General features: G+C 58.4%; 17 protein-coding genes. 7 read left to right on the top strand and 10 right to left on the bottom strand.

The annotated features are described in order from the left end of the window. Nucleotides 1-11: 11 nt before the first annotated feature. From ABK249_RS11520 to ABK249_RS11505, 4 genes are all read right to left on the bottom strand, one after another. Complete coding sequence (locus ABK249_RS11520) at nucleotides 12-1,061, bottom strand: ABC transporter substrate-binding protein (RefSeq protein WP_227702475.1); 1,050 nt, start codon at nucleotides 1,059-1,061, stop codon at nucleotides 12-14. Nucleotides 1,062-1,147: 86 nt separating this feature from the next. After that, nucleotides 1,148-2,026 (bottom strand): ABC transporter permease, encoded by an 879-nt coding sequence (locus ABK249_RS11515; RefSeq protein ID WP_081952905.1) that lies wholly within the window; start codon nucleotides 2,024-2,026, stop codon nucleotides 1,148-1,150. Beyond that, nucleotides 2,016-2,921 carry an ABC transporter permease gene (locus tag ABK249_RS11510; protein ID WP_227702472.1) on the bottom strand — a complete coding sequence of 302 codons (906 nt, stop codon included), beginning with the start codon at nucleotides 2,919-2,921 and terminating at the stop codon, nucleotides 2,016-2,018. Before ABK249_RS11510 ends, ABK249_RS11515 begins: the two co-directional genes overlap by 11 nt. After that, nucleotides 2,918-4,030 (bottom strand): ABC transporter ATP-binding protein, encoded by a 1,113-nt coding sequence (locus ABK249_RS11505; protein WP_227702471.1) that lies wholly within the window; start codon nucleotides 4,028-4,030, stop codon nucleotides 2,918-2,920. The genes ABK249_RS11510 and ABK249_RS11505 overlap by 4 nt, the downstream gene beginning before the upstream one ends. A 253-nt stretch (nucleotides 4,031-4,283) precedes the next feature. On the opposite strand from ABK249_RS11505, the gene ABK249_RS11500 reads away from it, so the two are divergent. From ABK249_RS11500 to fabG, 4 genes are all read left to right on the top strand, one after another. Continuing rightward, nucleotides 4,284-4,976: a GntR family transcriptional regulator gene (locus ABK249_RS11500; RefSeq protein ID WP_227702470.1), complete on the top strand. Its 693-nt coding sequence runs from the start codon at nucleotides 4,284-4,286 to the stop codon at nucleotides 4,974-4,976. Between the two features lie 87 nt (nucleotides 4,977-5,063). Beyond that, on the top strand, nucleotides 5,064-6,404 hold the full coding sequence (locus ABK249_RS11495) for an aspartate aminotransferase family protein (protein ID WP_227702469.1): 1,341 nt from the start codon (nucleotides 5,064-5,066) through the stop codon (nucleotides 6,402-6,404). Next, nucleotides 6,401-8,110 (top strand): acetolactate synthase catalytic subunit, encoded by a 1,710-nt coding sequence (locus ABK249_RS11490; RefSeq protein ID WP_227702468.1) that lies wholly within the window; start codon nucleotides 6,401-6,403, stop codon nucleotides 8,108-8,110. Before ABK249_RS11495 ends, ABK249_RS11490 begins: the two co-directional genes overlap by 4 nt. Next, on the top strand, nucleotides 8,107-8,883 hold the full coding sequence (gene fabG / locus ABK249_RS11485) for a 3-oxoacyl-ACP reductase FabG (RefSeq protein ID WP_037154458.1): 777 nt from the start codon (nucleotides 8,107-8,109) through the stop codon (nucleotides 8,881-8,883). Before ABK249_RS11490 ends, fabG begins: the two co-directional genes overlap by 4 nt. Before the next feature lie 8 nt (nucleotides 8,884-8,891). Here the strand turns inward: fabG and ABK249_RS11480 are convergent, their stop codons facing one another. From ABK249_RS11480 to ABK249_RS11470, 3 genes are all read right to left on the bottom strand, one after another. After that, a complete protein-coding gene (locus ABK249_RS11480) occupies nucleotides 8,892-9,596 on the bottom strand; it encodes a GntR family transcriptional regulator (RefSeq protein ID WP_037154460.1) in 705 nt (234 codons plus the stop codon). Nucleotides 9,597-9,792: 196 nt separating this feature from the next. Then, nucleotides 9,793-11,973 carry a relaxase/mobilization nuclease domain-containing protein gene (locus ABK249_RS11475; protein ID WP_227702467.1) on the bottom strand — a complete coding sequence of 727 codons (2,181 nt, stop codon included), beginning with the start codon at nucleotides 11,971-11,973 and terminating at the stop codon, nucleotides 9,793-9,795. 1 nt (nucleotide 11,974) lies between these two features. Next, on the bottom strand, nucleotides 11,975-12,343 hold the full coding sequence (locus ABK249_RS11470; protein ID WP_037154463.1) for a plasmid mobilization protein: 369 nt from the start codon (nucleotides 12,341-12,343) through the stop codon (nucleotides 11,975-11,977). Nucleotides 12,344-13,124: 781 nt separating this feature from the next. Here ABK249_RS11470 and ABK249_RS11465 point away from each other — a divergent pair. Continuing rightward, nucleotides 13,125-13,451, top strand: coding sequence for a sunset domain-containing protein (locus ABK249_RS11465; protein WP_348862882.1), 327 nt, complete (start codon nucleotides 13,125-13,127; stop codon nucleotides 13,449-13,451). A 294-nt stretch (nucleotides 13,452-13,745) separates the two neighbouring features. Here the strand turns inward: ABK249_RS11465 and fcl are convergent, their stop codons facing one another. The 3 genes from fcl to ABK249_RS11450 form a co-directional block, all read right to left on the bottom strand. Continuing rightward, nucleotides 13,746-14,717 carry a GDP-L-fucose synthase gene (fcl, locus tag ABK249_RS11460; RefSeq protein WP_227702465.1) on the bottom strand — a complete coding sequence of 324 codons (972 nt, stop codon included), beginning with the start codon at nucleotides 14,715-14,717 and terminating at the stop codon, nucleotides 13,746-13,748. Then, nucleotides 14,710-15,813, bottom strand: a complete 1,104-nt coding sequence (gene gmd, locus ABK249_RS11455; RefSeq protein WP_407720924.1) for a GDP-mannose 4,6-dehydratase — start codon at nucleotides 15,811-15,813, stop codon at nucleotides 14,710-14,712. Before gmd ends, fcl begins: the two co-directional genes overlap by 8 nt. A 570-nt stretch (nucleotides 15,814-16,383) precedes the next feature. Continuing rightward, entirely contained in the window at nucleotides 16,384-17,262 is an 879-nt protein-coding gene (locus ABK249_RS11450) for an AraC family transcriptional regulator (RefSeq protein ID WP_227702463.1), read from the bottom strand. A gap of 214 nt (nucleotides 17,263-17,476) precedes the next feature. Between ABK249_RS11450 and melA the strand changes: the two genes are divergently transcribed. Continuing rightward, nucleotides 17,477-18,943 (top strand): alpha-glucosidase/alpha-galactosidase, encoded by a 1,467-nt coding sequence (gene melA / locus ABK249_RS11445; protein ID WP_348862881.1) that lies wholly within the window; start codon nucleotides 17,477-17,479, stop codon nucleotides 18,941-18,943. A gap of 124 nt (nucleotides 18,944-19,067) precedes the next feature. Then, nucleotides 19,068-21,155 (top strand): ABC transporter substrate-binding protein, encoded by a 2,088-nt coding sequence (locus ABK249_RS11440; protein WP_265105670.1) that lies wholly within the window; start codon nucleotides 19,068-19,070, stop codon nucleotides 21,153-21,155. Nucleotides 21,156-21,210 lie beyond the last annotated feature (55 nt).

Here is a 21,210-nt window from a genome sequence, read left to right as displayed (position 1 = left end):
TGAAACGGACGCTATTGCTGGTTCCATTCGTTCCAGCGCTCGATCAAAAGCTGCGTATGGGTATTGATCCACGCCGCGTCCGGCTTGATCAGCCGGCTGAACACTTCAGGCGATGTCGGCACCATGGCGCGAGCCGCCTCCCCCATGGCCGCGGCAGCCGAATAGCGGGCGGGTGTGCATGTCAGCGCCTCGCAGACCTTGGCCTGCGCTTGCGGATGGTCCAGGAAATAGCGCAGGAAACGGATCGCGTTGTCGCGATTTGGCGCGTTCTTGATCAACGCCCAGCGGTCACCAACCAGGAAAGCCTGGTCCTGACGCCAGGCGAGCGGCTGGCCTTCCTGCTTTAATGCGGCCGCGCGGGTCTGCCATATCTGCCCGATCACATATTCACCTGTCCTGAACCCTTGGGTCGACTGGTCACCGGTCTTCCACCACAGCCCGATATGGGGCCTTAAATCGTTCAGCCTCTTGAGGGCTCGGTCGATATCGAGCGGGAACAGGTCCTTGGGCTCCACACCATCGGCAAGCAGCGCCGCAGCCATCACCCGCCACGGATCGTTGAAGTTCGGCAGCGCCCGCGGGCCTGGAAATCGATCGACGTCGAAAAAGTCCTTCCAGTTCGCCGGACCATCCTTCGGGAAACTCTCCGTGTTGTAGACCATCAACGTGGTGCCATAACCGAACAAGACCCCGGATGGATTACAAGCGTCTGAAAGCAGATCCTTGTCAGTGACATAGTCGCTACAAAAGGCCGTCATGTCTTCGTTGAGGGACCGGTGCAGCTCGGAGGCGGCCTGGATCTCGCCTGCCTGATAAAGATCCCATTCGACTTTGCCAGTCGCCGCCATCGCCTTCACGCGGGCTACATTCTCCGCACCGGTACCCGAGACAGTGACGACCTTTATTCCGGTCTCTTTGGTGAAGGGGTCAAAGAAATGCTCGCGCATCTGACGTTCCCAAGTACCTCCGGTCGTGGCAATCACGATCTGCTCGTCGGCGAAGGACGGTTGAGCGGCGGCAATCGTGAAAGCCAGCAGGCAGGCGACAGATCTCAAATGCATGCGCAATGATCTGACGACGTGACTTGTTGGTCTAAAGGAGTGAGCAGTTGCGATCGGCATGGAAATAATCCCTTTCGTTGGGTTCGTTAGCGCTGAGCAGGGACTGGATTACGACTGAAGACATGCAACGCTCCCATCACAAGCAGCGATGTGAGGGTGAGCACCACCGACACCGCGGCAATTACCGGCGTCAGATTGAAGTCGATGTCCTCGAACATCTTGCGGGTGATGGTTTTGCCTTCGATGCCGGAGAGGAAAAACGCGACCGTCGCCTCATCAAAGGAGGCCAGGAAGGCAAATACGGCTCCGCTTGCAACGCCGACACGGATGTTGGGCAGGACGACCGAAAAGAAGGTGCGGATGCGGCCGGCGCCGCAATTGAGTGCTGCGAGCTCGAGCGTCGTGTCGAAGCGCTGCAGGGCCGCAACCACGGTGAGCACGACATACGGCACGGCAAGCATGGTGTGGGCGATCAGGAAGCCCAAAAAGCTGCCGGACAGGTTGAGCGGCGCAAACGCGAGAAACACGGCCACTGCGATGACGATGTGGGGGATGATCATCGGGCTTAGCGTAATCGCCTGAAACAGGCCCTTGCCCGGGAAGCTGCCCCTCACAAAGGCAATGGCGGCAAGCGTTCCGATGATTGTGGCCGAAAGCGTCGTCGCCAGTGCAATCTTCAGACTGAACAAGGTGGCGGCACGCCAGTCGGGGTCCGACAGGTATTGACCATACCAGCGCAGTGTCAGGCCGCGCGGTGGAAACTCCAGGTAGCTGGCGCTGCCGAACGACATGGGAAAGATGATGACGATCGGCAGCACCAAGAAGAGCAATATCAGCAAAATGAGAAAGCCTGCGGTGACCGCGCCGAGACATCTCCAAAGCGACCGGCTATTGCGGGAAACCAAGCTGTTTTCCTCGTTGGCTATCTCACGGGACGCGAGCGCAAACTCCAGATCAGGCGACATTGGAAATCCCCCTGTTGTTGGAAAGTGCCTTGCGGAAGCAGACGACGATCACAAGGGTGACGCAGAGCAGAACAGTCGACAGCGCACCGGCAAACCCCCAATCGAGCGTCTCGGTTGTCTGCTGGCCGATCAAAGTCGCCATCAGCAGGCTGCTTGGGCCGCCGACAAGCGCCGGCGTCACGTAAAAGCCGAGCGCGAGGATGAAGGTCATCAGGCAGCCCGCGAAAATGCCGGGCAGACTGAGCGGCAGCAGGATCCTGGCAAACACGGTGAACTGGCCTGCCCCGAGATTGCGGGCTGCCTGCACGAGCTCGGTCGGGATTGCCCGGATCGCACCGAAGATCGGGAGGATCATGAAGGGCACGAGCACATGCGTCATCGCCAGGATGACGGCGCCCTCGGTGTAGATGAGCTTCAGCGGCTCGGAAATCACGCCAAGCCCCAAAAGCACATCATTGACCAAGCCGCGTCGTTGCAGGATCACGATCCAGGCATAGGAGCGCACCAGCGCCGAGGTCCAAAGCGGCAGCAACACGCAGGCCATGACCACGCCTGCGAGATCGCGTCTGAGCCTTGCCATCGCAAGCGCCACCGGATAGCCAAGCGCCAGGCTTGCCGCCATTACGATCAGCGCGACAATGACGGTCCGGCCAAGCACGCGCAGATAAAGAGGCGTTTCCAGAAGCCGGCGGTAGTTGTCCAGGCCAAAATCGGGCGCAAAGAAGCTTTGTCCCAATAGGCGCCCGACCGGATAGACGAATCCGAAGCCGAGCAGCAGGCAAAGCGGAATAATCAGGATGAGTGACAAGCCGATCGGATAGTGGCGCCACGATTTGGACTTCGTGAGTGATATTGCGGCCCGCACGGGCAGTTTGTGGGTCTTTGCCGTCGTCATGCCGCCTGCCTCTGCTGATGGGAAAACAACCGCACGGCAGACGGTTCGGCGAAGACGTCGACGATATCGCCAGGAACAAGCGGCAGCGATCCGCCATTGGCGGGTAGGCGAGCCTCGACTACCTCCCCTGCTCGCCCATCGATCGCAACCAGAACGACATAGGCTGCGCCGACGAAGAGCGCGGCCTCGACTCTGCCTTTGAAGCCGCCTGGCCTCACATCCCCGCTCGGTCGGACGGACAAGTCTTCGGGACGGATGGCAACGGTCAGGCGCTGGCCGGCCACCGCCGTCGCGCTGGAAATCGGGCATTTCACAGTGGCTGTTTGCGACAGGCGGATCACCGCTTCGTCGCCATCATGGCCGATATATTCGCCTTCAAGGAAATTCATCTTGCCAATAAAGCCTGCCACGAACGCATTGGCCGGCCGATGGTAAAGGTCGATGGGAGCGCCGACCTGCATCAATTCGCCATCGGCCATGACTGCGACGCGATCCGACATCGTCAGCGCCTCCTCCTGGTCGTGAGTGACATAGACGACCGTGACACCAAGCCGTTTTTGAATCCGCTTGATCTCAAGCTGCATGGTTTCACGCAGCTTCTTGTCGAGCGCGCTCAAAGGCTCGTCCATCAAGAGAACCGGCGGCTCGGCGACCAGCGCTCGTGCGACCGCTACGCGCTGCTGTTGCCCCCCGGACAATTGCTGTGGCAACCGGTCGGCAAACCCCTCCAGTCGAACCATCGCCAACATGGCGTCGACCCGGTCACGCGCTTGCGCACGGCTGCAGCGACGCATACGCAGTGGAAAAGCGATGTTCTGTGCTACCGTCATGTGCGGGAACAGAGCATATCTTTGAAACACCATGCCCACGTTGCGCTTGTTTGGAGCCTCGAAGGTGATATCCCGCGTCCCGACACTGATGCGCCCGCGATTTGGTGCCTCAAACCCCGCAATCATCATCAGCAGGGTCGTCTTTCCCGAGCCGGACGGCCCCAACAGCGACAAGAATTCCCCTGCCTGGACGGCAATCGACACATCGCGAACAACCGCCGTCTCGGCAAAGTTCTTCTCGATTTTTTCCAGAATTACAGTCTCGCCCTTCAAAATCATCCTCCTCATCGCAAGCATGTCAAAATACAGACATTCATCTCATACGTTTTACTATCGAATTTATCACGATTTCATTTCGAAATATCGAAGTGAGATCATCATATTCTCATCAGGATTGAATTTTTATACTTTTATTCCATCAAATTATCGCTCAGGTAGACTTATAATGTTTTGCACGTTATGGATGAATACAGTTATCAAAAGCATGATGCAACAAAAATATTTCAAATCGCTCGAGGGGGACGAATAGGACATGAGTGACAAACACGAATCTCTCGAACGCGCATCCGGAAAAAGCGTCGGCCTTGGCGATCACGCCTACACAGTCCTCAAGGAGAAGTTGATTCGAGGATCGTTCCGTCCTGGAGAAAAACTGACAGTGCGGAGGGTCGCCCAGGAATTCGGACTATCGAGCACACCGGCACGCGACGCATTGAACCGCCTGGCGATTGAGCATGCGCTCGTCTATGCCGGCCCCAAAACGGTCGTCGTCCCCAACCTTACACTTTCACAGTTGCGGGAGGTCACAGAAATGCGCCTCGCACTTGAAGGGCTTGCCGCCGAGAAGGGAGCAACGGCAATCTCTCCGGATATGATTCCTGCGCTTGAAACCATCCAAAATCGCATCAATGCGGCCCTAGACAGGCAAGCCTATGCCGAAGCCCTATGGGCCAACAAAGAGTTTCATTTCTTCTTTTACGAACGCTCCAACATGCCAATCCTGGTCGCCACGATCGAACAATTGTGGCTGCGCATCGGCGCCACGTTCAACGACCTTTACCCAGCCTTTGCCATCTCCCGGTCCGGCGTAAGCAACCACTGCGCAGCAATCGAGGGACTGCGACATGGCGAACCCCGTGAAGTGCGCGCCGCCATCGAAACCGATATCCGTGACGGCTACCGTCAGTTGCGACACGTCCTTTCCGAGCGCTTTTTGGAAAAATAACCCACATTCGATTTTTTTTGTTGCGTCAAAATTGAAAATCTGGCTTCCTTTTGGTGTCACTGGCCTGCCGCCGGCCCGGAGGAACTCATGCCGACACGAACACCGATACTTCAAACACCACCGACGCATATCTCGGAGGATCTTTACCGACGGGCGCGGGTCGTCATTCCAGACGGCGTCAATCGCGCCACCGTTGATCGCGATCCCCGTCCCGACTACGTGGGCTGGGGCCGAGGCGCCTATGTCCACGACGTCGACGGCAACGGTTATCTCGACCTCAACAACAATTTCACGACACTCATCCATGGGCATGCCTTCGAGCCGGTCGTCGAGGCCGTCAGCCGAACGCTCAAGGATGGCAGTTGTTTTTCCAATCCGACGGTGCATGAGATCAATCTTGCCGAATTGTTGTGCGAAAGAATTCCGGCGGTAGAACAGGTTCGGTTTGTCAATACCGGCACCGAAGCCGTGATGTTTGCAATCAAGGCGGCCCGTGCCGCCACAGGCCGTCCCGCGATCGCCAAGATCGAGGGTGCCTATCACGGTGCTTATGACTGGGCCGAAGTCGGCCAAACAGGAACACCCGAAAACTGGGGCTCGCCCGAGGCGCCTTTCAGCGTTCCCTGTTACCCAGGTCAACCGCGTTCGGTGACCGACGACGTTGTCCTGCTTCGCTTCAACGACGCCGACGGTGCTCGTCGCCGCATTAAAGCCCATCACGAACAGTTGGCCTGCATTTTGATCGACCCGGTCCCCAGCCGCGCAGGACTTCTGCAGCCAGACGAAGCCTTCCTGACCGCAGTGGTCGAAACCGCGCGACAATACGGAATTCTCGTTATTGCCGACGAAGTCCTTAATCTGCGTCAAAGCTATAGCGGCGCATCGGCACGCTTCGGGCTCGATGCCGATCTGATTGCCATGGGCAAAATAATCGGCGGCGGATTTCCGATCGGCGCGATCGGCGGAAAAAAGACTGCCATGGCCGTGTTCGACGGGCAAGGCGGTCGGCCGCTACTGCCTCAGGCAGGCACGTTCTCCGCCAATCCCGTTTCGATGGTCGCCGGCTTTGCCAGCATGAGGGCCATGACGCCCGAGCAGTTCGAGCGGCTTGAACGGCTCGGGGATCACCTTCGCACGCGTTTGCGGCAAGTGATTGCAAAATACGAGGCGCCTTTCAGCGTCACCGGCTCGGCTTCACTGTTTCGCCTGCATCCGAGGCTTCAGGCCCCGCGGGAATATCGGGAGGCTTATCTTTCCAGGAACGAGGCCGATACCATGCGCCAGCTCGGACGCCACTTCAAAAAGCATGGAATTATCCTGCCCTTTGGCGCCGCCGCCAGCCTCTCGACGGCGATGGGCGACACCGAAATCGAACTTATCGTCGATGCCTTCGAAAAGGCGCTCGTTTGCGAGGAGTTAGCAGCATGAATTCCCCTTCGATCCCGACGGTTGCCGAACGTATCGCACTTGCTCTGAAACGACACGGCGTCGATGTCATTTTCGCCCAAAGCCTGCCATCTGCGGTTATCCTCGCCGCCGAGGCGATCGGAATTCGCCAGATCGCCTACCGACAGGAAAATATGGGCGGCGCCATGGCCGATGGTTATGCGCGCCGCAAAGGTCGCGTTGCAGTCGTCGCGGCGCAAAATGGCCCCGCCGCAACGCTACTCGTGCCACCGCTTGCGGAAGCTTTGAAGGCCAGCGTTCCCGTCATTGCCCTCGTCCAGGACGTCGAGCGCAACCAAGCCGATCGCAACGCCTTCCAGGAATTGGATCACCTTGATCTTTTTCGCGTCTGCGCCAAGTGGGTGCGGCGGGTCATCAGCGCCGATCGGATCGACGACTATGTCGACATGGCCTTCACGGCTGCTGCATCCGGCCGGCCTGGCCCTGCGGTGCTTCTTCTGCCCGCGGATCTCTTGCGCGAACCAGCGCCGCCAGCACGTTTCGCCCGCAATTCAAGTCTTGGATCGATTCCGCTGGATCTCACCCGGCCCAATGACAACCTCATCCAGGATGCGGCCGAACGCATTGCCTCAGCCCGCGCGCCGATCGCAATCGTGGGAGGAGGTATCCACAACGGCCAGGCCGTTACAGCGCTTGCCGAGCTTCAAGAACTTGCCAACCTCCCCGTCTTCACCACCAACATGGGGAAAGGTGCCGTGGACGAATATCATCCACTGTCAGCGGGGGTGATTACGCTGACCGGCCCAAGATCCCTGGGCCGCCATTGCCGTGATCTCATCGATGACGCCGATCTCGTGTTGTTGGTCGGCACCCGCACAAATCAGAACGGCACCGATAGCTGGCGCCTCATTCCTCAAACGGCAAGCGTCATTCACGTGGATGTCGATCCCCAGGAGATCGGACGCACCTATGAGGCCATCCGCCTGGTTGGCGATGCCGGCGAGACACTATCGGCGCTTTGTGCTTTTCTCGAACGCCAGGACCTCCATCGCCGCCGGGCAAACCGAAAGCACGTCGAAGCCCTGATCGCAGCGGCTTGGGCAAGCTTTGAAGACGATCGCCGCTTGCTCCTCGACGCAAACAAATCGCTTCTTCGTCCCGAGCTTGTCATGGTGGAACTGCAAAGTCACCTCACCCCCGACACCACCGTCGTAGCGGACGCCAGTTATTCTTCCATGTGGATCGTTGGTCAGTTGCGCAGCCTGAAAAGCGGCATGCGCTTTATCAGTCCAAGAGGACTTGCCGGCCTCGGCTGGGGACTTCCGCTTGCCATCGGCGCCAAGGCAGCGGTTCCCCAACATCCCGTCGTAATCGTCGTCGGTGACGGTGGCTTCGCCCATAGCTGGGCCGAACTGGAAACGCTGGTTCGCTGCAATCTACCGGTGATCGTCATCCTGCTCAATAACGGGATCCTCGGCTTTCAAAAACACGCGGAGACTGTGAAATTCGGACGCTTCACCAGCGCCTGCCATCTCAATCCAGTTGATCACGCGAAAATTGCCGAAGCCTGCGGATGTGCGGCCATGCGCGTTCACGAACGATCGGACCTCTCCGCCGCGCTCGATCGCGCCTTTAACGGTGACGGACCGTTGTTGATTGAGGTGATGACCAGCCCCGATGCATTTCCACCCCTGTCACTGTTTGCTCAGCTGGAGGACGTGGCATGACGCAAGGCGATCACTGGCGCGTGGCGATCGTCACGGGTGGAACCAGCGGGATCGGCTTTGCTTGCGCGCAAAAGCTTTTGGAAAGCGGACACCGTGTCGCCATCTTCAGTCAGAGCCGCGAAAAGGTCTGCCATGCCGGCAGTGCGCTTGCACAGGACTTCGGACGCCATCGGGTTCACGCGGCCACCGTCGACATTCGAGATCCTGATGCGCTGAGACTGTTTTTTGCCAAGGTAACTTCGCTTTGGGAGGAACCGCAAGTGCTCGTCTGCAATGCCGGCTGGTCGCCCAAGCCAAATGGCAGACGGACCGAGTTCAGCCGTATCGCACTGGAGGAATGGAACGACACGCTTCGTGTCAATCTGACGGGCGCGATGGTCTGTTGCCAACTCGCAGCCCCGGCGATGTCGGCAGCCGGCTTTGGCCGAATTGTCTTCATCGGCTCGGTCGCGGGGCGCACCTTGCCGCGCATTGCCGGAACCGGCTATGTGGTGTCGAAATCCGCACTCGCCGGCCTTTCGCGCTCGCTGGTGGCCGAATATGGCGCGGCGGGAATTACCGTAAACACCGTCGCACCTGGCCGCATCCTTACGGAGATGACAGGCCCGGCAGATAGCCCGGAGAATTGCGCCGCGCGAACGCGCATCCCCTCTGGCCGACTGGGTCGGCCGGAGGAAGTCGCAGCCGTTGTCGACTTCCTTGCCTCGGATGCCGCCAGTTTTATCAACGGCGCCGTAATCGACGTCAATGGCGGAGAATTCGTGCCCGTATAGGCGGGCGACTAGACGAGGTCCTCAAGTGGCATCCGGACGTGCTGCGCGCGCAGGTGGAGCGATTTCACCAAATCCGGAAGAGCGGCAACCATCTCCTGGCATCGCTCTTCAAGCATCCCCAGCGCCCGTTTTTGCTCGCCACTTGCCAAGGCCGCAGCAAAGCGGCTCAGATCTGCTGGTACTTCACCTGGGCTCGGCATCGACCGCAATGCAAAGAGCCGAACGGGCCTTATGCGATCATTGAATTGCCGCACGGCTCGCACCAGACGCAAGTTGCCAGCCAAGAGAGCCACTTGTTCATAAAAGGTCTCGATATAGACGGTGCACGCGTTGGCGGCCAAGTCGACTTCTCCCTGAAGGTCAATGGGCGTGGGAACGGGCGGCAAATCGTCAAGATTGAACCGATTGGCGCTCTTTTCGATCGCGAAACGCAGCATGAGGAAAGTCAATTCGTAATCGGCGCGCAGATCATCGATGTCGAGCGGTTTGACATAGTAGCCACGGCCTGGAACGAAACCAATCACCTCCTCATGAACGAGCCGGATAAGCGCTTCGCGGATCGGTGTCGGGCTCAATTTCATGCGCTCGGCAAGCGTTCGAATGTTGAAGAACGTGCCAGGAAAAGACCTGTAGCTCGTTACCGCCGATTTGAGCCGGGTATAGGCCTCCGTCGATTTGTCAGGCGAAATGCGATCTCCATGAACTGCTTTCATCAATCATTGCTGCCATTCGATTTTTGCCGTCAACCGGCTCCTGCCCCCTACACGTTCTGGTAGATTAACACGGCTGTTCGGAATGAACTGGTATTTCCAAGCGATATTGGAAATATATCGACCGCCTCCGGAGCTTCTTGCAGCCGAGCAGATTGACGGTCGCTCCGGCTCAAGTGAACGTGCAGAAAATGGCCATTCACCTTTCATACTCATCACGATCGAAATCGCGAGCGCGTCGTTCATGGACAGGCGAAGAGATCTGAAGCTTGGAAGCTTCTGCAATCCTTTCTTCCCGATCCCTGTTCACTCCCGAGGCCTCAGCCGTTCCACGCTCCGGCGTCACGATGCTGTGGTCTTTCGCGACCGCAGGTGCAGCCTCTCGATGAGTAGGGCTTGCCAGCGCGTGCAAGCTAAAACCCGCCTCGGCTCCGGGGATCTCCGCTGCCTTCATAATCTTGCTTTGAAGATCTCGTTTGATGTCTTGCCGAAGGACGTTGATTTCTTGGGCATCGGCTTTGGAGCGAAAGACGACCTCTCTGAAGCGCCTTATCGCCGCGAAGGCGACATGTCCGACGTCGCTCACCCGATTGCCGAACGGCTCGGCTCGATCGGCCTCTTTTGACGGCCCCCACAGCTCTCTGGCGAGAGGATTTCGCGAGCGGCTCTGATCTCCTGCGATCGCGCTTGCGTTCCTTTCTTGCCGCGGTTCAATGTCCTCGGATCCGGCACCTGGCAAATCACGCATGTCGTGTTTCGCACCAGAACGCCCGCCTTCGTCTTCCCTCATCGGCCTGCGATCTGCGCTTCGAGACTGCCATTCGTTGCCATGCTCGACACCGGCCCGCGACCTTGCCATCTGCTCTGGCACGACGGTACGTGTCGCAGCCTGCGATGAATGGCCCAACGATTGTCGATCGAGATCCTGAAAGCGCGCGAGCTTCAAACCTGCAAACTGCTGGATTTGTGCCGTGTAGCCTGCCGTCGACAACAACTGCCAATTCCGTTGCGCAATCGAACTATACGCACGGCTGCGCTCACTTGCAGGTAAATAAGGTAGCTCCCAGCGTTTCGCGCTATAACGGCGCTGGCCGTTGACGCTTGTGCCCTTATACTGCGTGCGTCCGAGGTAGTTGATCGGTCGTACATGTTTGTTCGAATATGCCGGTGCGGTGAGCATGTCGCGGCGGTCGGTCATTTCCAGATTGAGGCCGCGTGCACGGGCCTTCTCTGCCAGAGTCAAGCGCCACCGCCTGAAATCGGAAATCCAAACCGTCAACCTGTCGCCATAGTCTGACAGGGTTGCCACAACGACATGCACATGAATATGCGGCCGTCTTCCTCCCTCCAACTGAGGTTTCGGGTCGTGAACCGGATCATGAACAGTAAAGACATAGCGATGGCCTTCGAAATCCTGCGCCAAAAACGCGCGGACTGCGTCTTCAAACCGGGCTGGATCCGTCCCATGGTGGGCAGAGACGACGAGATGCATGGTGTCACGGGGCCGAATGCTTCCAAGCTTTGCCTGCCACCTTTGCTCGACAAGCTCACTTGCGGCTTTCATGTCGTCGATCGGCTCGCCCCGCTCGTCGTGAACCAGATCACGATGCGTCTCCACCAGGGCTTGAAGCTGCGACCTCCCGTACTGCATACCATGCCCACCTCCGGTGAACCGGAATTCTATTGCCTCCGCCTCCCTCGCGAACGCTTCCATCAACCTCGCCTTTATCGCCTTGCTCGCGTGACGGTCGGTCGCAAGGCGGCCTTCCGTCGGAGACAATAGCACGACCAGTCCCTCAATTCGCGTTGACCCAGAGGTCTGCGTCGCAGCCAGTGCGAAGGACCTGTCTGCAAATGCCTGTCTGGCGACAACCAAGCCAGCATCCTCAGATCGCGCCGTCGCAGGCCGCCACGCCACCTCAATTTCAAATAAACCGATATCCTGGCTCGCCTTCCGGTCGCTTAAAAGCGGTCGCCATTCTCGCGACGTCGCATCGGCGGCATCTTTGCCGCTGCGCGTTTCTCCCCGCTCGTTTTCGATTTTCACCTCACCGTCGCGTGAAATATAGCTGATTTTCCTTTTGACACCGGCACCGCCCCCAAAGCCCAAAACCTTTACGACTGCGGGCTGGGCCCCGAGCGCAAGCGCGATAAAGCGTTGAGGCATGCCGCGTTCAGCCCTGCCCCCAGTGCGCCTTGCGCTCAAGCGCTGTCCTTTCTTGGTAAAAATGCTCATCGAGTCTGGCGGCACTTCTCCGCGAGCACGCCGCCACCATTCCTCAAGTTCCGAGCGCCTTTCCTGATTGGCCGCAAGCTCAATTTTAAGCGCCTCACGCCTGCTGGCCCACTCATTGAGAAAGCTTTGATCGATAGCCTGCATTTCAATCCCTCCTTGATTGCGGGGTAATCTTCTTCGCTCGAGCGGACAGCTCCACACACAGAGCCGCGATCACGCGTTGCATTTTCAGCAAATCGGCCTTGAACGGTGCCTCCGCGAAACGCCCATCACGGTTGAGAGCAATCAAAACCCGCGTGAGATTGCAGCCTTCCGCCCGCAACTCTTCTCGCAAACACAGAAGCAACAGGCGGTCTTCGTCGGTGTAGTACGGTTGGGCCCCAGCACCGCTGAGAGCCACCGATCGGGTGAAGTCGACGACAGTCAGTTTCGCTTGCGCGGCTGCCTGCGCAATAGCCGCATGTTCCTCCGTCGTGACCCGGAGGTAGATCGTTCTTTCACGTCGCTGCCCCATGTCTGCAGTCCTCACCCGCAAGCTGCCCGTCCGTCGTTTCCGCGATGGCGGTTTTAAAACGGACGGTTCAACATGATCTCCAAGGCGACGAACCTTACCGCAATTTCACTTACTCATCCAGAGAAAGTTACTTATTTTATTATATTCCTTTTCCGCAATCTCAGCACGAACCCCGCGGACGACGACCGACCATCACAAAACAAATATTATTTACAATAGATTATATCATGTTTCTGTTTCCTCCGATAAGCACCCAGGAAGGCGAGACGTAAGATGCGACTTCATGATGTTACTGAAATAGTTACATTTCAGATTTGATTTGAGAGCATGCGCCCGAAGCCGCCTCCTGGAATTCTTCACCGCGCAAACCCGCAACCCGAACACCCGCCACGCCTATGCCAGGGCGGCGATGGGTTTCCTGAGCTGGCGCGAGCAACGGGGCCGTGCGGCCTCGCTGGAGACCCCGCTCCTGTCCGGTTTCCTACGGCTGGGGAAGACCGTCGGGGCATGGCCCATGCTCGATACCGCAATGCACGTGAAAACGTTGCCGATATCCGGATCTTACACTGGGCCGCCTGTCGCGTCGGCTGGGTATCCCCTCCCATCAGATAGCGGCCGCAGTTAACCGCACCTCCTGGACGCAAGGTGTCACAAGTCGTGAACGAGTCCCGGAATTGCCGCGATCGTCGTCGCAATTCAGCGTTCCCCAGCGTCTTTTAATGATCTGCAAAACCGCCCATCAATCCCTATGTGCTTTCCATGCATGAACTGGAGGATGTTCATGCGTAGCCCTCGCCAGCATTTGAAACCGAAAAGGCAAAATCGCATCCTTTCGGTTGCCAAGGCCGTCCTTGGCCTTTTGGCCGGCGTTCTCATGATTGGCGCGGTCGGATACTACGGCGCGGGTGATCTTATAGGATCGGTCGCCGCATCGGCACGCGGATGCGACATCAAGGGCAATATCAGCATCAATAGCCGGGAACGCATCTTTCACGTCCCCGGCCAAGAGGACTACGCTGCGACGAAGATCAGCCCGCGATACGGCGAGCGCTGGTTCTGCTCAGAGGACGAAGCCCGCGCAGCAGGTTGGCGCAAGGCGAGGAATTAGGCCTTGCGGTTCTTCGCCTCAGGCGGGCTACCGAAAAGCGCCGGGTCCTGGCGCGCAAGCACCAGGGTTGGCATGAATGCCGCAATGACGAAGCAAGCGACTATCGCCGGCCCGCGGCCAGAGCTCGGAGCCGCGGCATCTCGCCTGTTGGACCCGACAGATCAGGCGAAAGGATATACAAACAAGCGCCCCTCATCACGCGCCAACGCCTTTGCATTTACCTACTCGCTTGGCGACCCTAAACTGGGCTGTCGGGCGAATTGGAGGCGGTTTCTGTTTGCAGTCTCACAGCCATTACGCTGCATCTCCATGCTTACGCACCAGATACGCGCCTTTCAGGAACGCACCGTAGGCATCCGCAACCCCGTCCTTGAGCCCAATCCTCGGCTTCCAACCCAGGCGCTGCAGCTTTTCGGCGCTCATCAGCTTGCGCGGCGTACCGTCCGGTTTGGAAAGATCGTGGACAATTTTCCCCTCGAAACCGACGATCTCGCAGACGAGTTCGGCCAGTTCGAGGATGGTGATGTCCTCTCCAGACCCCACATTGACGTGCGTGTCGCCCGAATAGCTCTTCATCAGGTAGACGCAGGCGTCTGCGCAATCGTCCACATGCAGGAATTCACGGCGCGGCGTGCCGGTGCCCCAAAGGGTAATCTCAGGAAACCCGTTAACCTTCGCTTCGTGGACCTTGCGGATGAGTGCCGGCATGACGTGGCTCGATTTCAGATCGAAATTATCGCCGGGACCATAAAGGTTCGTCGGCATGGCCGAGACGAAATCGCGACCATGCTGCCTGCGATAGGCCTGGCACAGCTTGATGCCGGCGATCTTGGCAATCGCATACCACTCATTGGTGGGCTCCAGCGGGCCTGTCAACAATGCCTCCTCGACAATCGGCTGGTCGGCGAATTTCGGATAGATACAGGATGAACCGAGGAACATCAGCTTCTCCACGCCGACCCGGTGAGCCGCATGGATGACGTTCGCTTCGAGGATAAGGTTGTCGTAGAGGAAATCGGCCGGATAGGTATCGTTGGCAAGGATGCCGCCGACCTTTGCCGCAGCAAGGAAGACCGCATCCGGGCGGTTCTTCTTCATCCACTCCTCCACCTCTTCCTGCCTCGTAAGGTCGACCTCAGCGCGCGTGGCCGTCAGTATCGTGCAGCCTTCGGAAGCCAGACGGCGGGCGATCGCCGAGCCGACCATGCCGCGATGACCCGCGACATAGACTTTCTTTCCGGCAAGGCCATAGATCACGTCAGGCATGGGCAAGCCCCTTATTGCCCCCCGCAGACGGCACGTTGCGCGCCATGACCTTCAGGTCCTCCCGCACCATTTCGGCAACCAGCTGGTCGAGATTGGTCTCATGCCTCCAGCCAAGCTTCTGATGCGCCCTGGCCGGATTGCCGATCAGAAGGTCGACCTCGGTGGGACGGAAATAGCGCGGATCGATCTCGATCACGCATTGACCGGATGTCGCGTCATACCCCTTTTCATCGACGCCCTCTCCGCGCCACTCGACCGGCATGCCGACCTTCGCAAAGGCCTTCTCCACGAAGGACCGCACCGTATGCGTTTCGCCAGTCGCCAGAACGTAATCGTCCGGCTCGTCCTGCTGCAGCATCAGCCACATGCCGCGCACATATTCACGCGCATGCCCCCAGTCGCGCTTGGCATCCAGATTGCCGAGATAAAGCCGATCCTGAAGGCCGAGATGAATGGCGGCCGCCGCGCGGGTGATCTTGCGGGTGACGAAAGTTTCGCCGCGGATCGGGCTTTCGTGGTTGAACAGGATGCCATTCGAAGCGTGCATCCCGTAGGCTTCGCGGTAGTTCACGACGATCCAGTAGGCATAAAGCTTGGCGGCGGCATAGGGCGAACGCGGATAAAAGGGCGTCGTCTCGCTTTGCGGCACTTCCTGCACCTTGCCGTAGAGCTCCGAGGTGGAAGCCTGATAAAAGCGGGTCTTCTTGGTCAGGCCCAGGAGGCGGATCGCCTCAAGCAAACGGAGGGTGCCGATACCGTCCGCATTGGCGGTGTATTCCGGCGTCTCGAAGGAGACCTGCACATGGCTCTGGGCGGCAAGGTTGTAGATCTCATCCGGCTGGGTTTCCTGCACGATGCGGATGAGATTGGTCGAGTCCGTCATATCGCCGAAATGCAGGATGAAGCGCGGATTTTCCACATGCGGATCTTCATAAAGATGCTCGATGCGATTGGTGTTGAAACTCGAGGAGCGCCGCTTGATGCCATGGACGGTATAGCCCTTGTCTAGCAGCAGTTCGGCAAGATAGGCCCCATCCTGTCCGGTGACGCCGGTAATTAATGCAACCTTGCCGTTGCCATTCGAATTTTCACTCATCATGTCCCTCTACCGAAATGCATCGGTTATCGACGCATCACTTCCATTAATTCATGTCACATTGACACTGAAAGGTGGCATCAAGCTTACGTTATTTCGTCCACCACCAAACTTAAAAAACTCGCAGTGGCTTGGCGGATGTGACGCAAGCCATTGAAATGATCCCGGAGACCACGTGGGCCATAAACAATCTTAACCTGCAGTTGAGCGGTTTGTCATCTGTCGACGGCAAACCGGTCGCCGCACCTTTCGACGGCAGCATGCTGTCGTCCAACCGTGGCGTTCTGGCTCTGGCGGCGGCGGTTGCCACCGCGAAGGGGCAAGCCCACTCAGTCTTTCCGGGGAACTTTGAACATTCCCCCGGAATGAGGGGGAAGCCGAAAGCTCGTCCTCGGCGGCGAACAGGGCCGTCAGGTGGCACGAAGCGGAAGCGGCATCTTCACGGGTCCGCATGCGGACTGCGGGCCGAACAAGGCCTGTTAATCCGGGGCCGAACCTCGTCTTCTTCGCAGGCTTTCCGCTGTTGGCTCATCCGTTTGATTGTGCCGACTGGATCGTCGCCCAATTCCATCACCTCAGCTTTCCAACGCTGGCATACATGCCGGTGGTCCTGAATTCCGTTGGCGTGATGGCATAGACGCGACGGAACACCTTGGCGAAGTAGTTGGCATCCTGAAAGCCGCACATCATCGAGACCTCCTTCACCGGGAGGAAATCTCCCTTGGTGAGCAGTTTTGCGGCCCGCTGCAGGCGCTGCTGCAGGACATATTCGGCCGGCGGCACTCCCTCGCTTTCGGAAAAGCTGCGAGAAAAATGCGCGCGACTTAGGCCGACGATGGCAGCCAAATCACTCACCGGAAGAGGCTTTTCCAGATTGGCATTGATGTAGTCGATCACCGGCTGCATGAAACTTTGCTCAGCGACAAAGGCGGGCGAGCCGAAAACATCGTCGTAAAGGGCCATCGCCGCTTCGTAAGCGATAGCGGATGCGGCTCCCGGTGTCGGAGTTGCGCCCTCAATCAATCGAAGACTGCAATCGGCAAGATGATCGATCGTGGCCGGCTGAAGCCGCAGAACCGGACCGGCCAAGGCCAGAACCATCTTGTGGATGCGCAGCGCCTCTTCGCCATTCATCGAGATCCAGAAATACTCCCAGCGGTCGCCTTTCTCCAGCCAATATCGATGGTTGTGCGGGACCAGCACCAGAAGCGTGTCGCCATCCTGCAGCCTGTAACTCCTGCTCTGGTAGCGCAGCCTGCCCGTGCCGCGAATCGTGTGCTGGAGTACGGTGAAGGGCGTCTGGCCGCGCCTGCGCCCGTCCCAGTCATAGATTTCATTCTCCCTGACCTCATAGCCGGTGCTGGTGGGCATGGCATGCAGGCGTTGGCGCCCGCGCGGCAGCGACACCGTTCGCATCGTCTGTCCATTGGCAATCAAATTCGACAGCACAAAATTACCCTCGAAAGCATAATCCTTCTCTGGTGGGCACCTGTTTTATCCGCATAATCTTGCGTCGGGAAGAGGAAGAGGTCACGGGCCGCGACACGGCCTGGGGGAAAGATGCCCGTAAATTCGGCACTTTTGGACGACATTCGCTGTCATGCAGCCTGTCTTCCTTCATCTGACCTCTTCCCGGCATGGGACGTAATCGAGGTGGAAGCTCATGAGTTTCAAAATCGCTATTATCGGAGCAGGCAGCGTTGGCTTCACCAAAAAGCTGTTCACGGACATCCTCTGCGTGCCGGAATTTCAGGACGCCGAATTTGCCCTGACCGACATCAGCGAACACAATCTTGAGATGATCAAGGCTATCCTCGACAAGGTCGTTGCGTCCAACCGGCTGCCGGCTAAAGTCACTGCAACGACGGACCGGCGACGGGCCTTGGAGGGCGCACGCTATATCATCAGCTGTGTTCGGGTGGGCGGCCTGGAAGCCTATGCGGAAGACATTCGCATTCCCCTGAAATACGGCGTCGACCAGTGCGTGGGCGATACAATCTGCGCCGGCGGCATTCTTTACGGCCAGCGCAATATTCCGGTCATCCTGGATTTCTGCAAGGACATTCGCGACGTCGCCGAAAACGGGGCCAGATTCCTGAACTACGCCAATCCGATGGCGATGAATACCTGGGCCGCGATCGAATATGGCAAGGTCGAAACCATCGGACTTTGCCATGGAGTTCAGCACGGTGCCGAACAGATCGCCGAAGTTCTGGGCGCGAAATCGGTAAAGGAACTCGACTATGTCTGCGCCGGCATCAACCACCAGACATGGTTCATCGACCTGCGGCTCGACGGCCGCAGAATCGGCAAAGACGAACTGATTTCCGCCTTCGAAGCGCACCCCGTCTATTCGCAGCAGGAGAAGCTCCGGATCGACGTGCTGAAGCGCTTCGGCATCTACTCGACGGAAAGCAATGGCCATCTTTCCGAATACCTGCCCTGGTATCGCAAGCGCCCCGAGGAGATCGTCAGATGGATCGACATGTCCGACTGGATCCACGGAGAGACCGGCGGCTATCTGCGCCATTCGACCGAAACCCGCAACTGGTTCGAAACGGAGTTTCCCAGCTTCCTCGCATCCGCCGAAAAGCCGATCGATCCGACCAAACGCTCCAATGAGCACGCGAGCCACATCATCGAGGCGCTGGAGACCGGCCGGGTCTACCGTGGCCATTTCAACGTCAAGAACAACGGCGTGATCACCAATTTACCAGACGACGCGATTATCGAGTCGCCAGGCTTCGTCGATCGCTTCGGCATCAACATGGTCTCCGGGATCACCCTGCCAGAAGCCTGCGCGGCAACATGCACGTCTTCCATCAATGTACAACGCATGTCGGTGCATGCGGCCATCAACGGCGATATCGAACTTTTGAAACTCGCTGTCCTGCATGACCCGCTGGTCGGCGCGGTCTGCACGCCGGAGGAGGTGTGGCAGATGGTAGACGAGATGGTGGTCGCTGAAGCCCGTTGGCTGCCGCAATATGCCGATGCCGTACCTGCCGCCAAGGAACGGCTTGCTCGCTCTACCGTGAGGACCCGCGACTGGGCGGGTGCTGCTCGCCGCAGCGTGCGTTCCATCGATGAACTGCGCACAGAAAAGGAGATGCTGAAGCAGGCCGTGTGAAATGCCGACGTGGGCATGGGCTGAGATGGAGCTTTTGGAGGAAGTCCATCACGTGGAGGCTTGGCCACGATCGTACGGAGAAGATGGAGCAGCCACCGGCGCTCCGGCAAAAGAGGGAGAGACGATGAGCAGTTTGCGAAACATCGGCAGTCTGGCCGGCTTGGCATTAGGTGTTTCAGCCGTGGCGATGGGCGCGCATGCGTCCGAACCGACGGCACCGCCGGTCCCGCCGCAATTTCCGGCAGAAGGCAAGATCAAGCATGTGTCACGGGACTCCATTTTGGAGTTCAAGGCGCTCCCCGAGTATCACGAACCAGAATGGGTGACGACGAAATTCGTCTCCGCCGGAAAGCTGCCGCCGGTCAAGGATCGCTTGCCGAAGGAACCGCTGGTCTTCAAGACGGATAACATGCCCGACGGCATCGGCGTCTATGGCGATGCGCTGCGCCACGTCATCGGCGGACGCCCCGAGGGATGGAACTATGGCGCAGGCCAGACCCAGGGCTGGGGTGGGATCGATATCGGGCTCTCCGAGTGCCTGACCCGCACGGCTCCCCTGTTTCAGGTCGAGGCGAAAGATACCGAACCCCTACCAAACCTCGCCAAAGGCTGGGAATGGTCGGCTGATGGCCATAAGCTGACCATGCACCTGATTGAAAACGCCAAATGGTCGGATGGCGATCCCTTCGATGCTGATGACCTCATGTTCTATTGGGAGGATGAGGTCATCGATCCGAACGTCTCGCCGCTTGGCGGAGGCGCCTCCCCGGAAGCATTCGGCACAGGGACAACACTCCGCAAAATCGACGCCTATACCGTCGAATGGACTTTCAAAGAGGCCTTTCCGAAACAGTATCTCTACACGATGGCCTATCCGAACTTCTGCCCGGGGCCGTCGCATATCCTCAAGCCGCAGCATCCGAAATATTCGAAGAATACCTACGAGCAGTTCAAGAACGCCTTCCCGCCCGAGTTTTTGAACATGCCGGTGATGGGCGCATGGGTACCGGTCGAATATCGTCCCGACGATATCATCGTCATGCGGCGCAATCCCTATTATTGGAAGGTGGACGAAAAGGGAAATCAGCTGCCCTATCTAAACGAACTCCACTACAAGCTGTCGACGTGGGCAGATCGCGACGTGCAGGCGGTCGCCGGCTCCGCAGACTTCTCCAATCTGGAACAGCCAGAAAATTTCGTCGCCTCGCTCAAACGGGCGGCCGAGAAGACTGCACCCGCCCGTCTCGCCTTCGGACCACGGCTGATCGGCTATAATCTGCGTATGAACCTCTCCGGCAACGGCTGGGGAAGGCCGGATGCACGTGGACAGGCAATCCGCGAACTCAATCGCAACGAGGACTTCCGAAAGGCGATCACCATGGCGATTGATCGCAAGGCGATCGGTGATTCCCTCGTTAAGGGTCCTTTCACTGCCATCTATCCGGGCGGCATTTCCTCCGGCACCAGCTTCTACGACCGCAACTCCACCGTCTATTACCCTTATGACCTCGAGGGCGCCAAGGCACGGCTCGCCAAGGTTGGGCTCAAGGATACGGACGGAGATGGGATCTTAAACTTCCCGTCCGGCACGGCAGGCGGCAAGAACCTCGAAATCGTGCTTCTCGTGAATAATGGCTATGCCACTGATAAGAGCCTTGCAGAAGGCGTGATCGGTCAGATGGAAAAGGCCGGCATCAAGGTCATCCTCAATGCCCTCGACGGCCCCAAGCGCGACGATGCGCATTATAGCGGACGTTTCGACTGGTTGATTCAACGAAGCACGCCGGAACTCGCTTCGGTTGTTCAAAACACCGAACAGCTCGCCCCTGTCGGCCCGCGCACGAGCTGGCATCACCGCGCAGGCGAAGATGGTAGCGTCGATCTGCTGCCTTATGAAAAGGAGCTTGTGAGCCTTATCGCCAAGTTCCAGACAAGCCAAAACAACGATGAGCGCGTCAGCCTGATGAAGCAGTATCAAAAGGCGGCGACGCAGCATGTCGATACGGTCGGCCTGACGGAATATCCAGGCGCTCTGATCATCAACAAGCGCTTCTCGAACGTGCCGCAAGGCACGCCGATCTTCATGTTCAACTGGGCCGAAGACTCCGTCATTCGCGAACGGCTCTGGGTCGCGGCCGAGAGCCAAGGCAAATACGAGCTTTTCCCCGAACAGCTGCCTGGAAAACCCGGTGACAAGGGCCCGACGAACTAACGCCTCCCCTCCTTCCAGTGACGCAAATCCGGCCGCGCGTCGTGGCGCGCGGCCG

Origin of the sequence: Neorhizobium phenanthreniclasticum (assembly GCF_040066075.1) — a bacterium.
GTDB classification, from domain to species: domain Bacteria; phylum Pseudomonadota; class Alphaproteobacteria; order Rhizobiales; family Rhizobiaceae; genus Neorhizobium; species Neorhizobium petrolearium.
The sequence above is the reverse complement of the archived record's forward strand: the minus strand, read 5'-3'. Positions and strand labels throughout refer to the sequence as shown.